Origin of the sequence: Enterococcus sp. AZ191 (assembly GCF_051713845.1) — a bacterium.
GTDB lineage: Bacteria > Bacillota > Bacilli > Lactobacillales > Enterococcaceae > Enterococcus_B > Enterococcus_B durans.
The window spans coordinates 1,552,974-1,568,508 of the sequence record NZ_JBIOQS010000001.1; the positions used below are offsets into that span (position 1 = coordinate 1,552,974).

General features: G+C 38.5%; 13 protein-coding genes. 10 read left to right on the top strand and 3 right to left on the bottom strand.

All coding sequences use genetic code 11. The annotated features are described in order from the left end of the window. Nucleotides 1–30: 30 nt before the first annotated feature. From pepV to IGI47_RS07515, 3 genes are all read left to right on the top strand, one after another. Nucleotides 31–1,446: a dipeptidase PepV gene (gene pepV / locus IGI47_RS07505; RefSeq protein WP_438783816.1), complete on the top strand. Its 1,416-nt coding sequence runs from the start codon at nt 31–33 to the stop codon at nt 1,444–1,446. Between the two features lie 38 nt (nt 1,447–1,484). Beyond that, complete coding sequence (gene sdaAA, locus IGI47_RS07510) at nt 1,485–2,345, top strand: L-serine ammonia-lyase, iron-sulfur-dependent, subunit alpha (RefSeq protein WP_438783817.1); 861 nt, start codon at nt 1,485–1,487, stop codon at nt 2,343–2,345. A 193-nt stretch (nt 2,346–2,538) separates the two neighbouring features. After that, nucleotides 2,539–4,089, top strand: a complete 1,551-nt coding sequence (locus tag IGI47_RS07515; RefSeq protein ID WP_438783819.1) for an AbgT family transporter — start codon at nt 2,539–2,541, stop codon at nt 4,087–4,089. A 72-nt stretch (nt 4,090–4,161) separates the two neighbouring features. On the opposite strand, the gene IGI47_RS07520 is transcribed toward IGI47_RS07515, so the two are convergent. Then, nucleotides 4,162–4,485 (bottom strand): hypothetical protein, encoded by a 324-nt coding sequence (locus IGI47_RS07520; protein WP_123862412.1) that lies wholly within the window; start codon nt 4,483–4,485, stop codon nt 4,162–4,164. Nucleotides 4,486–4,610: 125 nt separating this feature from the next. Between IGI47_RS07520 and IGI47_RS07525 the strand changes: the two genes are divergently transcribed. From IGI47_RS07525 to IGI47_RS07545, 5 genes are all read left to right on the top strand, one after another. Then, the gene (locus tag IGI47_RS07525) at nt 4,611–5,759 is read left to right on the top strand and encodes a VanZ family protein (protein WP_311929962.1); all 1,149 of its coding nucleotides are present in this window, start codon (nt 4,611–4,613) and stop codon (nt 5,757–5,759) included. Between the two features lie 97 nt (nt 5,760–5,856). Next, nucleotides 5,857–7,206, top strand: a complete 1,350-nt coding sequence (locus IGI47_RS07530; protein ID WP_311929963.1) for a DEAD/DEAH box helicase — start codon at nt 5,857–5,859, stop codon at nt 7,204–7,206. A gap of 584 nt (nt 7,207–7,790) precedes the next feature. Then, the gene (gene alaS / locus IGI47_RS07535) at nt 7,791–10,433 is read left to right on the top strand and encodes an alanine--tRNA ligase (protein WP_438783820.1); all 2,643 of its coding nucleotides are present in this window, start codon (nt 7,791–7,793) and stop codon (nt 10,431–10,433) included. 148 nt (nt 10,434–10,581) lie between these two features. Continuing rightward, entirely contained in the window at nt 10,582–11,178 is a 597-nt protein-coding gene (locus IGI47_RS07540; RefSeq protein WP_095443847.1) for an ECF transporter S component, read from the top strand. Nucleotides 11,179–11,197: 19 nt separating this feature from the next. Next, nucleotides 11,198–12,334 carry a cation diffusion facilitator family transporter gene (locus tag IGI47_RS07545; protein WP_311929965.1) on the top strand — a complete coding sequence of 379 codons (1,137 nt, stop codon included), beginning with the start codon at nt 11,198–11,200 and terminating at the stop codon, nt 12,332–12,334. Nucleotides 12,335–12,397: 63 nt separating this feature from the next. On the opposite strand, the gene IGI47_RS07550 is transcribed toward IGI47_RS07545, so the two are convergent. Continuing rightward, nucleotides 12,398–12,802 carry a ribonuclease HI family protein gene (locus IGI47_RS07550; RefSeq protein ID WP_311929966.1) on the bottom strand — a complete coding sequence of 135 codons (405 nt, stop codon included), beginning with the start codon at nt 12,800–12,802 and terminating at the stop codon, nt 12,398–12,400. 77 nt (nt 12,803–12,879) lie between these two features. On the opposite strand from IGI47_RS07550, the gene IGI47_RS07555 reads away from it, so the two are divergent. Continuing rightward, nucleotides 12,880–13,317 carry an EbsA family protein gene (locus IGI47_RS07555; RefSeq protein WP_113845539.1) on the top strand — a complete coding sequence of 146 codons (438 nt, stop codon included), beginning with the start codon at nt 12,880–12,882 and terminating at the stop codon, nt 13,315–13,317. Between the two features lie 124 nt (nt 13,318–13,441). On the opposite strand, the gene IGI47_RS07560 is transcribed toward IGI47_RS07555, so the two are convergent. Continuing rightward, complete coding sequence (locus tag IGI47_RS07560; RefSeq protein WP_005879125.1) at nt 13,442–13,654, bottom strand: cold-shock protein; 213 nt, start codon at nt 13,652–13,654, stop codon at nt 13,442–13,444. Nucleotides 13,655–13,829: 175 nt separating this feature from the next. Here IGI47_RS07560 and IGI47_RS07565 point away from each other — a divergent pair, with 175 nt between their 5' ends. Further along, complete coding sequence (locus IGI47_RS07565) at nt 13,830–15,500, top strand: formate--tetrahydrofolate ligase (protein ID WP_438783821.1); 1,671 nt, start codon at nt 13,830–13,832, stop codon at nt 15,498–15,500. Nucleotides 15,501–15,535 lie beyond the last annotated feature (35 nt).

The following is a 15,535-nucleotide window of genomic DNA, read 5'->3' on the forward strand; positions in this document are numbered from 1 at the left end:
CACATAACTATGAATCATCAGGAGGTTACTATGAAAATCAATTGGCAGAATGAAGTAGAGTCAATAAAAGAAGAATTAATGAATGATCTAAAAGAACTTTTGACTATCGAGAGCGTACGAGACATTGAACATCGAACGGCAGAATATCCGTTAGGACCTGGACCAGCTTTAGCATTACAAAAAGTATTAGCGTTTGGCGAAAGAGATGGATTCAAAACGAAAAATATCGGTAATTTAGCTGGACATATCGATCATGGACCTGAAGAAGCAGAAATGTTCGGGATTCTTGGATATGTCGATGTAGTTCCTGCTGGTCAGGGGTGGGACACCGATCCTTTTGAGCCGGTCATCAAAGATGGAAAACTATTTGCCCGAGGGTCAAGTGACGATAAAGGACCTTCACTTGCTGCTTATTACGCTGTAAAACTGATCAAAAAATTGAATCTGCCGATCAATAAAAAAATTCGCTTTATTTTCGGAACAGATGAAGAAAGTGAATGGACAGGAATCCATCTCTATAAAGAAGTAGAAGAACTACCAAAAGTTGGCTTTTCACCAGATGCAAACTTTCCGATCATCAATGGAGAGAAGGGGATCATATCCTGTGAATTATCGTTTGAAAGTCAAAAAAGTGAAGCGAGTAAGCTGAAATTGGCAAGTTTTACTTCAGGGTTACGTTCAAATATGGTCCCTAGTGAGGCTATTGCGGTCGTAAATATAATAAAACTAGAGTTGATTGATATACTGGCACATGATTTTGATCGTTTTTTAGAAGAAAACCACTTGAAAGGTACATTTGAATTGACTGAGGATATCGCAACATTCAAAATTACTGGAAAAGCAGTCCATGCGCAAGACCCTAAACAGGGAATCAATGCAGCTACTTATTTAGGTGAATATTTAAATCGCTATCAATTTGATACGGACGGGTCAAATTACCTTTCTGTGATTGCCAACTATCTACATAAAGATTTCAATGGACATTTGCTTAATATTCATTGGGAAGATGAAGTGATGGGTCAAGTGACTTCAAGTGCCAACGTATTCAGATATGATACTGATGAAAAGCAAATCATTATCAATATTCGTCATCCAAAAGGAACAACAAATGAAAAAATTTTACAAGAGATAAGTGAATTGTTACAACCATTCGCTGCTTCAGCAAAAATCATTGGGGATATCAAACTGCCCCATTATGTTTCTGTAGAAGATCCTTTTATCAAAACATTGTTGGAAGTTTATGAAGAACATACAGGTGAAAAAGGAGACGAGCGCACGATTGGCGGAGGTACTTATGGCAGAGTTCTAGAAAAAGGTTGTGCTTTTGGTGCTCTTTTCCCTGGCCGTGAAAATGTGATGCATCAGCCAAATGAATATATGTATGTCGAAGATATCTATCAAGCGACTGCTATCTATGCAGATGCTATTTACCGATTAGTCCAATAGAAAGTGTGATGTCGCTGACAGTGAGGGAGAATAAAAGAATGGTAACAATAGCTGAACTGATTTCTCTAGCAGCTGATAGTAGTCTGTCTGAAGTGATGATTGATTTAGAAATGAAAGTAAGCGGACGGACAAAAGAAGACATCTGGGGAGAAATGGCGAGAAATTTAGTGGCAATGGAACAAGCAGTTGAAAAAGGCTTGACTGGTGTAGCCTCGGTGACGGGATTTTCAGGTAGTGATGCACCGAAGCTCACTGATTATTTAGAAAAAATGTCGTTTTTTAGCGGGAAAAATACGCTGCAAGCGGCAAGAAACGCTATTGCAACGAATGAATTGAACGCATCGATGGGTGTGATCTGCGCAACTCCAACCGCTGGAAGTGCCGGAGTATGTGCTGGCGTCATTACAATGATGAAAGAAGTTCATGGGGTGAATGAAAATCAGCAAGTCAACTTTTTGTTTACTGCAGGAGCAGTAGGATTAGCAATCGCTAATCAGGCCTCTATTAGCGGTGCCCAAGGAGGCTGTCAGGCAGAAGTTGGTTCTGCTAGTGCAATGGCAAGTGCAGGCCTCGTTGAGCTTGCTGGGGGTACCCCTGAACAATGCGGTCATGCCGTAGCACTGACTTTGATGAGCACGATGGGATTAGTCTGTGATCCGGTCGCAGGACTAGTGGAGATTCCCTGTATCACACGAAATGCAATGGGGGCGTCACTTGCTTTGTTAACGGCAGATATGGCCTTAGCAGGTATCAAGAGTGCTATTCCAGCAGATGAGGTGATACAAGCGATGGATCAAGTGGGAAGAAAGATGCCAACCATGTTCAAAGAAACGGCAGAAGGTGGATTAGCGGATACGCCAACTGGTAGAAAAATTGCAGCGCAATTATTTGGAAAATAATAAAAAGAATGGATAGATGAGCTGGTTGGTATAGAAGATCAAGTACTTTTTAGGATGGCCACTATTCATTTGATATGTTGCATTAAAATGAAGCTATTCCTGTAGGTATTACTATCAAGTAAGTTTGTTCATCTAAGTTTAAGGAAGAGTCAACCTTTTTGCCAACCGGCTACTTTTAAAGGAGATAAAAACAATGAAAGAAGGCGTAAAAAAGAATCATTCAAAATTAGATAAAATTTTAGATGGTGTAGAGAAACTGGGGAATCGTGTACCACATCCCGCAATTATTTTCTTGATGCTCATCGTGTTTGTGGCTGTACTATCACAAATTTTTCAAATGATGGGGCAGAATGCCACTTATGAAGTATTTAATTCAGATAGTGGACAGTTGGAATCAACGACAGTTCACGTAAAGAGTTTGTTTAGCGGAGAAGGTATTCGCTTTATCTTAACTTCAACGGTTTCAAATCTAATGAGTTTTCAAGCACTTGGTGTGACTTTAGTGGCAATGGTAGGCGTAGGTTTTGCAGAAGAAGTAGGGTTAATTGGTGCGATGATCCGCAAATTAGTGAAAGTTGTTCCTAAATCATCTTTGACTGCAGTCTTAGTTTTACTAGGAGTCATGTCAAGTATCGCTTCTGATGCGGGTTACTTGGTTTTGATCCCACTAGGTGCAGCAGTCTTTTATAAAGTGGGACGGCATCCTTTAGCTGGTCTATCGGCAGCGTTTGCTGGTGTTTCAGGCGGGTTCGGTGTCAATCTTGTCATTACACCGATAGATGGGATGCTTACTGAGATTTTGAATGATGCTGTACATATTATAAACCCGGGTTACTCCGTTGATTTGATGGCTAATTTTTATTTTTCGGTTGTTTCTAGTGTGTTGATCGTCATCGTTTGTACACTGATCAATGAAAAATTGATCGAACCACGTTTAGGAACATTCAAAGAAGAGGAAGCCATTGCAAATGACGAACTCGAGGATGAATCAAAAGGGTTGCGTTGGGCATTGGTCGGCTTTTTAGTTGTATTGACAGTTATCTTACTGATCACGATCCCAGAAGGAGCAGCGTTGCGCCATCCAGAAACTGGAGAATTGATTGGTTCTACGCCTTTCATGGATAGTTTGATTTCGTTGATCCTGATCGTCTTTTTGGTTCCAGCTATTTGCTTTGGAAAAGCAATTGGCAAGATCAAATCAAGTTTAGACGTCGTTATGCCAATCATCAAAGTATTTAGTAACTTAGGTGGAATGATCTTCTTACTATTGATCATCAGCCAATTTATTGCTTACTTCAATTTTACCAATCTAGGAACGGTTTGGGCAGTAAACTCGGCGACGATCATCGAAGGAATGAATTTAAGTAGTTTGGCATTGTTGCTCAGTTTCTTAGCGTTAGTATTATTGCTTGACTTTGTATTGGTAGGAGCTGTGCCTAAATTTGCAATCTTAACGCCCATTTTTGTTCCATTATTGTATCAATTGGGGGTTGCGCCAGAAGCTGTTTTAGCCGCTTACCGTGTAGCAGACTCTCCAATCAACATTATTACACCATTTATGCCTTATTTTGCATTGATCGTGACATTTGCGGCAAAGTATCAGAAAAAAACGGGTGTTGGAACGATCATCTCGATGATGTTGCCTCACTCAGTCGGCTTGATTATTACATGGGTGATTTTGTTCATTCTTTTCTATGTATTCAATATTCCATTAGGGCCCGGTATCGAGATGAATTTGCACTGATCACATTGTACTAATCAAAAATAGAACGACCTTGAGTATTAGGAAGCTGCCTAATCACACAAAGTCGTTTTTTTATGTTTTGTTTTTTAAGTAGTTGAAGCGGCGAAACGCTCGCAAAAGGTTGAGTATGATCAAAAAAAACGCAATGATAATAGGTACCCAAATCAGATAGATCGGATAACCTACTCTTTCAGAAAGAGCTTTTGCTGAGAATTGATCCAATTCTTGTAAGGCCTGTTGCCACGTTTGAAGGTTGAAAACCAGCATAAATCCTGAGATGATCAGGAGGATAAAGCCTAGATAGTGGATAGTCGTTTTTTTGCGTATGTACGCAAAAACAAAATAAAGGATCAATAAAAACATAGGAACCCCAAAAACAAAGTAGATATTCAACATTGTTCATTCCCCCCTTCATGTTTATCATACTTCAATTGATTTAATTTTAAAAATAATACCTCCATTACTTGCATATTTTGTAACGGTACTGATAAGATAAATATACATCTGGTGGGGGGATTTTTATGTCAAGTTATATTGAACCGATACGATTTGCGCTGATTGTTTTTCCATTTTTAGCATTAGCGATCTCATCGGTTTTTTTTATTTATGAATATCGAAAGTATGGAACATTTATTTTAACGAGAGCAATTGTTTTGTACTCATTTGTCTTTTATTTACTATGTGCATATTTTTTGGTGATCTTGCCATTACCTACGAAAGAAGCTGTGGCACAGATGACAGGGCCAAAAATGGAATTGCATTTATTCGCTACTTGGGAACATTTTAGACAAAATACAGTCTTAGTTTTATCAGATCCAAGTACGTACTTGCCCGCGATGAGACAAAGTGTTTTCTTAGAGCCAGTGTTCAATTTATTACTGATTGTGCCTTTTGGTATCTATTTAAGGTACTATTTCCGTTTTTCTTTTATCAAAACTGTCATTGCAAGCTTTTGTCTCTCATTGTTTTTTGAGTTGACACAGTTGAGCGGTCTTTATTTTATCTACCCTAGACCGTATCGTTTATTTGATGTAAATGATCTCCTCACAAATACCCTCGGTGGCGCATTGGGCTTCATCATCGAACCAGTTTTCACCTTTATGTTACCAACTAGAGCTCGAATGGATGAAGTCTCATATGAGAAGGGCAAGACTGTGTCGCTTACTAGACGATTGGTCGCCTATTTGATTGATTGGGGATTCTTGTCCGTTTTGACTTTTATCATTACGTTGTTATTGCAAGCGGCTTTTAAAATAGGAAGTATCACTTCAAGTGGTGGATGGATATTTATTGAAGTCATCTTATACTTTATGCTAGTACCTTATTTAACTAATGGACGAACTCTTGGGAAGAGAATCGTTCGTATAAAGATCGTAGCAGATGATAACTCAAAACTTAGCTTCAAATCATTGTTTGTCCGCTATGCGTATCTCTACTTTATTTTCTATGGTTTAAGTTGGATCTCGCAGTTGCTGCAAATTGTTTTTGATCATACAACGGGTGTGACTCAGATGACTTCAGTATTTATATATCTTGGGATTTTGTTTGCACAATTTATTTTTGTTTTGAATATTATTCTATCCTTTATCCGAAAAAAACGAGTCTTATTTTATGAGAAGGCAAGCCATACGCATACAATCAGTACGATTGAAGACAAGCATAAACAATAAGTTGCAGGGATGCAGAGTTTGAAATAAGGAAGCAAAAAATGCCTGTATGTGTTATAATTCGAAAGTCGTGAAAAAATGAAAGAGAAGAGGTGCTAAAATGAGTAATTTTGAACAATTCCATTTTAAACCATATATCAATGAAGCATTGATGGAAAAAGGGTTCAAACAACCCACTGAAGTCCAAGAACGATTGATCCCATTGATCGCTAAAGGAAAGAATATCATTGGTCAATCACAAACTGGCTCAGGGAAGACACACACATTCCTATTGCCATTATTTGAAAAAATAAATGCTGAAAAAGAAGAAGTTCAAGTGGTTATCACTGCCCCTAGTCGGGAACTTGCAACGCAAATCTATGATGCTGCTAGTCAGATTGCGAAATTTTCAAGTCCAGAAGTCCGTGTATCAAATTTTGTCGGCGGAACAGACAAGCAACGTCAATTGAATCGTTTGCATCACCAACAACCCCATGTTGTAGTTGGTACACCAGGTAGAATTTTAGATATGATGAATGAGCAAGCGTTGAAGATCCACACAGCTTTTGCTTTTGTAGTGGATGAAGCGGATATGACATTAGATATGGGCTTTTTAAATGAAGTCGATCAAATTGCAAGTCGTTTACCTGAAAAACTGCAATTCTTAGTGTTCTCAGCAACGATTCCTGAAAAACTACGTCCATTTTTACGTAAGTATATGGTCAATCCAATCATTGAAGAAATCAAACCGAAAGCAGTCATTTCTGAAGATATTGAAAATTGGTTGATTTCAACTAAAGGGAAAGATAAAAATCGAATGATCTATCAATTGCTAACGATCGGTCATCCTTATCTGGCAATCGTTTTTGCAAATACTAAGCAAAATGTGGATGAAATTGTGGACTACTTGAAAAATCAAGGTCTTAAAGTCGCAAAAATCCATGGGGGTATCACACCTCGAGAAAGAAAACGTGTGATGCGTCAAGTACAAAACTTAGAGTATCAATATGTTGTTGCTACGGATCTAGCTGCTCGTGGAATCGATATCGAAGGAGTTTCCCATGTCATCAATGCAGAAGTTCCTGATGATTTAGATTTCTTTATTCATCGTGTCGGTCGTACAGGACGTAATGGGCTGAAAGGAACAGCAATCACGTTATATTCTCCAAGTGATGAACAAGCAATCGATGGCATTGAAAAAATCGGTGTGACTTTTGAACCAATGGAGATCAAGAATGATGAAATCATTAAAACTTATGATCGAAACCGCCGAACGAAACGGGAAAAATCAAAAGATACTCTTGATCCAACATTGATTGGCCTTGTGAAAAAGAAAAAGAAAAAAATCAAACCTGGGTATAAGAAAAAAATCGATTGGGCAATCGCGGAAAAGAACAAACAAGAACGCAAGATTGAACGAAGACAACAAACAAGAACTGCTAGAAAAAACAAGAAAAATTCACATAAATAAAACTTCAAAAGTGAGCTAGTCGTCCTGGCTTGCTTTTTTCTTGTAAATTTAACTATCTCTAAGCTAGGAAAAATGTATTGAATCAATAATACTGAGTGTTGTGTTATCTAGATTTTAGATACCAAATTACCTTGATCTGGCAGGGATTTTCCTGTTGTTTTGGCTAAATCTAAGGCTATTGTTTTTCTTGATGAATAGTAAGCATGCTTTCTCTTTTTGAAAGAATTTCTTGTGATTATAATCTTTCAAAGCTATTTGAACAAAAAATGTTTATGGAACAAGGAAAGAAATCTTAGAGAGTTGTTGACAGAAGAAATGAGAATACGTATACTAATAAGGTACGAAAAGGACATGGTTTGTTTGTTCAAAGACTGACAGAAAATTCTTTCTAGGCTGGAAAAAGAATAGTCTACATCCAAATTGCTCCCTTTTTTCTCTTGATAGCAATATCAACGCCACTCAGCGTTATCGAGTTTAAGAGGTAATGATCGAACATCATTGCAATCAAGGTGGTACCGCGAGTTTTCGTCCTTGGCTGTGATGGTGTTTTTTTGTACTTTAAAATCAAGGAAGAAGGTTATGAAATGAAACAATTAAGTAGTGCGCAAGTTCGACAAATGTTTTTAGATTTCTTTCAATCAAAAGGGCATACAATTGAACCGAGTGCATCGTTAGTTCCAGTGAATGATCCAACTTTATTATGGATCAACTCTGGGGTTGCAACATTAAAAAAATATTTTGACGGTTCAGTCGTACCAGAAAATCCAAGAATCACAAATGCGCAAAAATCGATTCGTACGAACGATATTGAAAATGTTGGGAAGACAGCTCGCCACCACACGATGTTTGAGATGTTAGGGAACTTTTCAATCGGGGATTACTTTAAAAATGAAGCAATTCACTGGGCATGGGAATTTTTAACTGGTCCTGAATGGATGGCTTTCGATCCTGAAAAACTATATGTGACTGTTTATCCCAAAGATACAGAAGCAAAACGTATTTGGCATGAAGAAGTTGGGTTACCAATGGATCATATCATTGACGTGGAAGATAATTTCTGGGATATCGGTGCCGGTCCATGTGGTCCAGATACAGAAATCTTCTATGATCGCGGAGAAGCTTATAATGACTTAGCAGAAGATGATCCCGAAAATTATCCTGGTGGGGAAAATGAACGATACCTAGAAATCTGGAATCTTGTTTTTTCTGAATTCAACCACAAACCAGATAATACATTTGAACCATTGCCACATAAAAACATTGATACGGGGATGGGACTTGAACGGATGGTTTCCATTGTTCAGGATGCTCCAACGAACTTCGAAACAGATTTATTCTTACCGATCATCCATGCGGTAGAAAAATTAAGCAAGCAAGTAAAATACGGTGAAAATCCTGTTACAGATATTTCTTATAAAGTTATTGCCGATCATATTCGTGCGTTGTCTTTTGCTATTGGAGACGGGGCTTTACCATCTAACGAAGGACGCGGTTATGTACTACGTCGCTTACTACGTCGTGCTGTGATGCATGGCAAAAAATTAGGGATCGAAAAAGCATTTTTATATGATCTTGTGCCAGTTGTTGGAGAGATCATGGTTAGTTATTATCCTGAAGTCCTTCAACAAAAAGAATTCATTGAAAAAGTGGTTCGGACAGAGGAAGAACGATTTAATGAAACAATCAATGAAGGATTGGAAATCCTGAATCAAGTCATCGCGGATGTCAAAAAAGAAAACGGCACAACACTTTCTGGAAAAGATATCTTCAAACTTTATGATACCTATGGATTTCCAGTCGAATTAACAGAAGAAGTGGCGGAAGATGAAGGGCTAAAAGTAGATCATACTGGCTTCGAAAAAGAAATGGAAGCACAAAGAGAACGTGCCCGCTCTGCGCGTAGCACTGAAAAGTCTATGGGCGTACAATCTGCTTTATTGACAGATATCAAGGTTGAAAGTAAATTTGTCGGCTATGATCATATTGAATCAAATAGTGAGCTTTTGGTAATCGTCAGAGGTGAAGAACTTGTAAGCGAGCTTACAGAAGGTGAAGCACAACTTATTTTTGCTGAAACACCATTCTATGCGGAAATGGGTGGACAAGTAGCAGATACTGGTTGGATCATTGATGCCTCTGGTGATATTGTGGCAAATGTCGTTGACGTGCAAAAAGCGCCAAATGGTCAGTTTATGCATACGGTTGAGGTTCTTTCAACGATCAAAGAAGGAAAAGTCTACCATTTATTGATCGATGCACCTAGAAGAAATCGAATCATCAAAAATCATACAGCGACCCATTTGTTGCATAAAGCATTAAAAGAAGTATTAGGAGAACATGCGAATCAAGCAGGTTCATTAGTTGCTCCAGGCCACTTACGTTTTGACTTTACTCACTTTGGTCAAATCACAACAGATGAATTGATCAAAATGGAAAAAATCGTCAATGAAAAAATTTGGGAAGCTATTCCAGTCGAAACGATCGAAACGGATATTGATACGGCTAAAAACATGGGGGCTATGGCGCTATTTGGTGAAAAATATGGTCGTGAAGTTCGTGTAGTCAATGTGGGTGATTGGTCGATCGAACTTTGTGGCGGAACGCATGTAGCAAATACTGAAACTATCGGGATATTCAAAATCGTTTCTGAGTCTGGTATTGGTGCAGGTGTTCGTCGTATTGAAGCAGTAACAAGTAAAGAAGCATATGAACTTCTTGAAGAAGAAGAACAACAGTTGAAAGATGTCGCTGCAATCGTAAAATCTCCTCAGTTAAAAGAAGTAGTGTCTAAAACAGAACAATTGCAACAACAGCTGAAAGAACTGCAAAAAGAAAATGAACAATTGGCTAGCAAGTTGGCGAATCAACAAGCAGGCGATATATTCAAGAATAGCGAAACAATCAATGGAAAAACAATAATCACAGCTCAAGTCAAAGTGAAAGATATGAACCAATTACGTCAATTAGCAGACCAATGGAAACAAAAAGCGATTTCTGACATCCTTGTTCTAGCAAATGAACAGGATGGAAAAGTCAGCTTATTGGCTGCGATGACAAAAGAAATGAATGAAGCTGGTTTGAAAGCTGGCGATTTGATCAAAGCAATCGCACCAAAAGTTGGCGGCGGTGGCGGTGGTCGACCTGACATGGCTCAAGCAGGTGGGAAAAATCCAGCGGGTATTCCAGATGCATTGTCAGAAGCGAAAGCATGGTTGGCGAATCAATAAGAACAGTTATCAAATTTGAATGAGCAATATTAACTTGGAGTGACAACATCACTCCAAGTTTCTTGTTTTGTGCTGATTTGTAACCAATTAGTTGACAAATAAGTAAAACCTTTTACGATTAGGATAAAGAAAATAAGGAGGGAAACAGATGAATACTAAAAATAAAACATTTCGTTTGGTCATTCGTGCGATTTTATTAGCAATCATCATTGTCCAAGCAATGGTACCGTGGTTAGGGTTCATTCCACTAGGTTTTATAAGCTTGACGATCATCCATATCACAGTAATTGTAGCAGCCGTTGTTTTAGGACCAAAAGACGGGATGGTTATTGGCTTGTTTTGGGGGATAGCAACAATCATTCGCGCATATGCAATGCCAACGACTCCATTTGATACACTTGTCTTTACGAATCCGATCATCTCTGTTGTTCCTCGTGTCTTAGTAGGTCTAGTGGCAGGTCTTGTTTTTCACTGGATCTATCGACGGTATCACTCAATAGTTGTTGGTTCGGCAGTTGCTGGCGTATTGGGTTCACTGGTAAACACAGTGTTGGTTTTAGGATTTATGGGATTGTTTTATACGGGGGCTACTGCAGAAGCATATGGAGTCGATTCTTCTTTGCTATTCAAAACATTAGCAGGAATCGCTGCAATCAATGGTATTCCAGAAGCAATTGGAGCAGGTGTGATCACCCCGTTGATTGCAAAAGCACTATTTTCAGCAACACCCCTTAAACCAGAATAACGAGAGAAAGGGTAAAAAAGTGACAAAAAAGAAGAAAATAACATCTGTGGAACGAACAAAAAAAGGGATCTTAGCTGGCGTTTTAGGCTTGCTCTCCAACCTGATCTTATTTATTTCAAAGTTAACGATTGGTCTCTTTTCTGGAAGTGTCTCGATCATGGCAGATGCTATCAACAGTTTGTCAGACACTGCTTCGTCGATTTTAACCTTAGTGGGTTTTAAGATTGCAGCAAAACCGGCAGATCCAGAGCATCCTTATGGCCATGAGCGGTTTGAATATATCAGCGGTTTGTTTGTTTCGATCATTATTACGTATGTCGGGTTTCAATTTTTAGAGACCTCGATTGGAAAAATCATTCATCCGGAAAGTCTTACACTTTCTCCGATTATTTTTATAGTGTTACTCTTTTCCATTGTTTTAAAATTTGTCCAAGGACGAATGTATGTAACGATCGCGCAATCCATCGATTCAGAAACCTTACGTGCAACAGCTAAAGACAGCTACAATGATGTTTATACAACATTAGCAGTTTTGCTTTCGGCAGGGATCGAATGGTTGATGGGCTGGCGAATCGATGGGTATGTTGGGTTTGCTTTGGCAGCGTATATCTTGTTAAGTGGCATCATGATGCTACGTGACTTTGTTTATGAATTATTAGGAAGTCGACCAACAAAAGAAGAAATTTTAGCGATGGAAAAACTGCTATTATCCTATGAGAACATCTTAGGGTTCCATGATCTCCTTGTTCATAATTATGGACCAAGTAAGAAATTTGCTTCTGTTCATATCGAGGTAGATGATAGTCTTGATTTGAACCAAGCCCATAAAATCATGGATATCATCGAAAAAGACTTTAAAAAGACTTTAGATGTAGAATTGGTTTGCCACCTTGATCCAGTGCCGGTGAACAATGAAAAATATAGAGAAATACTAAAAGTTCTTAAAAAGATCATCAAGGAAACTGGAGAAGGCTTGAAACTTCATGATCTTCGTATGATCCGTAATGGAAAGGAATTGCAGTTCGATGTGGTGGTGCCTGAAAAGTTCAACTTTTCTGATGAAGAATTAGAACGTGTGCTTCGTGTCCAGATCGAGGAAAGAATTGGCAATTATGATTTAGATATCACATTTGATCATAATTATTTGCTTCATTAAAGAGTCTTTTAAAAGACTCTTTAATTTTGCGCTGAATGTTCAAAAATGAGAGAAGGAACATTCTTACTCTTTATCCAGCAGTGCTTGTAAGGCTTGTCGGGCTAAATGGTCGGCTCCTTTATTTTTACTTTCAGGTATCCACTGAAGTATCAATAATGTGAATTCCAAGAGAAGTGTCTGGATGGCTTGGAAGTACGAGATAAAATTTTGATTGGATGTATGATCTTTATCGATCGTTGAAACTAACACTTTACTGTCTGAATAACACAAGATGGTTTCTTTTGTAAGACCTTTTTCCTTTAGAATTGTTAAAGTTTTTAAAAAGACTTCAAACTCAGCTTGATGGTTTGAGCCTTCTGAAAGAGGGACCTTAAGCTGTTCTTGTCGGTTTTCTTGGACAATCAGTATCCCACCGCCACTAGGACCGGGGTTGCCTTTTGTCGAAGCATCCATATATACTTTTATCATAAGGGAAACACACTCCTTTTTATAAAAATAGTGTTATGGTATAATTATACCATTACTAATTGATGCGAGGTTGAAGGATGAAAAAAATAATTCGCTGGCAGCCTGAATGGGCGCAGACGATCATTTATTGGTCATTGACCTTGATTATTTTATTTTTCAGTTTGATCTTATCTCTTGAGAATACTAGACCGTATTGGAAAAGTAATTTAGTCTTGGGGCTATTTTTAATTTTCCTATTTCTTGGTCTAAGACGTGCGTTTGTTTTGAACTCTCATTCGATAAAGATCAGATATGCTGCATTTTGGAAAGATCGTGTGATCACCGTACAAGAAATCGACAAGGTCATTCCAGAAAAGCGAGGAGTTAAAATCAAGTATGTAGGAAAGACAGAACCTTCCTTTTATCTAATGCAAAAAAAAGCTCAGGCTTCATTTGTGTCATTTTTTAAAGACAATGAACAACAAGAGCAACTAGAAAATAAAGCGGCAACAAGAGGATTTAGTTCGGAGAAATAACTGATAAAAACAGGGATCTTTCAGCTGTTCAAAAGATTTGACTACTTGGATAAACCAAAACAGCTGCGAGCTTGAATAAAGACTAAAAAAACGGCTATGTTTATACATAGCCGTTTCAGTATCTTCAGTTATCAATTACTTGTTTCTTTACATGGGCCGCTTGTGTACCACGATTTCCTTCAATCACTTCAAATTCAACAGGTTGATTTTCCTCAAGTGATTTGAAACCTTCTTCTTCGATTGCAGTAAAATGGACGAATATTTCTTCTGTCTCATCATAACTGATAAATCCATATCCTTTTTTATTGTCAAACCATTTCACGATTCCTGTGGTCAAAGCACTCACGACCTTTCTAAAGTCTGATCATAAACTATATTATAAAGAGTATTTATAGGTACGTCAAATAAATTAAAAAAGCTATTTTTTTTTAAATTAAAAACAGGTATAATTACTATTATCTTAACAAATGATCTATTTTTTGGAAATATAGTTCGTAAAAAGGAGTGTTTTGATGAAGAGTGATTTACAAATTTCGCAAGAAACAACATTAAAGCCGATTATTGAAGTTGCAAAAACAATTGGTATCCATGAGGATGATCTAGAATTATACGGAAAGTATAAAGCAAAAATCAATTTTTCCACGATCAATGATCTAAAACAGAAATCAGACGGACAGCTGATTTTAGTTACTTCGATCAACCCAACGCCTGCTGGTGAAGGAAAGTCGACAGTGACAGTTGGCCTAGGTGATGCATTGAATAAAATCGATAAAAAAACAGTTATCGCGCTACGAGAACCATCTTTAGGCCCAGTCATGGGAATCAAAGGAGGCGCAGCTGGTGGCGGCTATGCACAAGTGTTACCGATGGAAGATATCAATTTGCACTTTACTGGAGATATGCATGCGATTACTTCGGCAAATAATGCGTTATCTGCAATTTTGGATAATCACATCCATCAAGGAAATGAGTTGAATATCGACGCACGAAGAGTTATCTGGAAACGGGTCGTTGATTTGAACGATCGTGAATTGCGAAAAGTCATTGTTGGTCTAGGCGGTCCGATTCAAGGTGTGCCTAGAGAAGATGGATTTGATATCACTGTGGCTAGTGAAATCATGGCTATCCTCTGTTTAGCTACTGATATCGATGATCTAAAAATGCGTCTGGCTCGAATCGTGGTTGGTTATACATTCGATCGTCAGCCAGTGACTGCAGGGGATCTAAAAGCAGAAGGGGCACTTGCACTTTTATTGAAGGATGCAATCAAGCCGAATTTAGTACAAACGATCTATGGCACACCTGCGTTCATACATGGTGGTCCATTTGCGAATATTGCCCATGGCTGCAACAGTATTTTAGCGACACATACTGCACTTAAATTAGGGGACTATGTAGTCACAGAAGCCGGATTTGGTGCAGATCTAGGTGGCGAGAAATTTTTAGATATCAAGGTTCCCAACTTGAAAAAAGCACCCGATGCAATCGTGATCGTAGCAACTGTCCGTGCATTGAAAATGCATGGTGGGTTACAAAAAGATCAACTAAAGACAGAAGATCTTCCAGCCTTGAAATCAGGTTTTAGTAATCTAAAACGCCATATCCGTAATATGGAAAGCTATGGTATTCCTGTTATCGTAGCCATCAATGAGTTTGTTTCAGACACAGAAGTTGAACTGGCACTATTAGAAGAGCTATGTGAAGATCAAGATGTGCTAGCAAAACGGACAAGTGTCTGGGAAAATGGAGCAGATGGGGGTATCGAACTTGCTAAAGCAGTGGTGCGCTTGATCGATAGTCAACCCGCCCATTACCGCCCGCTATATCACGTAGAAGACACGATTGCAGAGAAAACAGCTGCTATCGTCAAGAAAATCTACGGTGGTAAAGGGGTCACTCTCAGCAATAAAGCAGAAAAACAAATTGCAGAGTTTGCTAAAAATGGCTGGGATAAATTGCCGATCTGTATGGCAAAAACACAATATTCGTTTTCTGATGATCCTACTTTGTTGGGTGCGCCAGAAGAATTTACACTGACGATCCGCGAATTTGTTCCGAAACTAGGGGCTGGATTTATTGTCGCACTAACTGGCGATGTTATGACGATGCCAGGGCTTCCGAAAAAACCAGCAGCTTTGAACATGGATGTTACAAATGATGGCGAAGTCATTGGATTATTTTAACGTAATTTAGGCAGAAGTCGCCCATCCTCTATGAG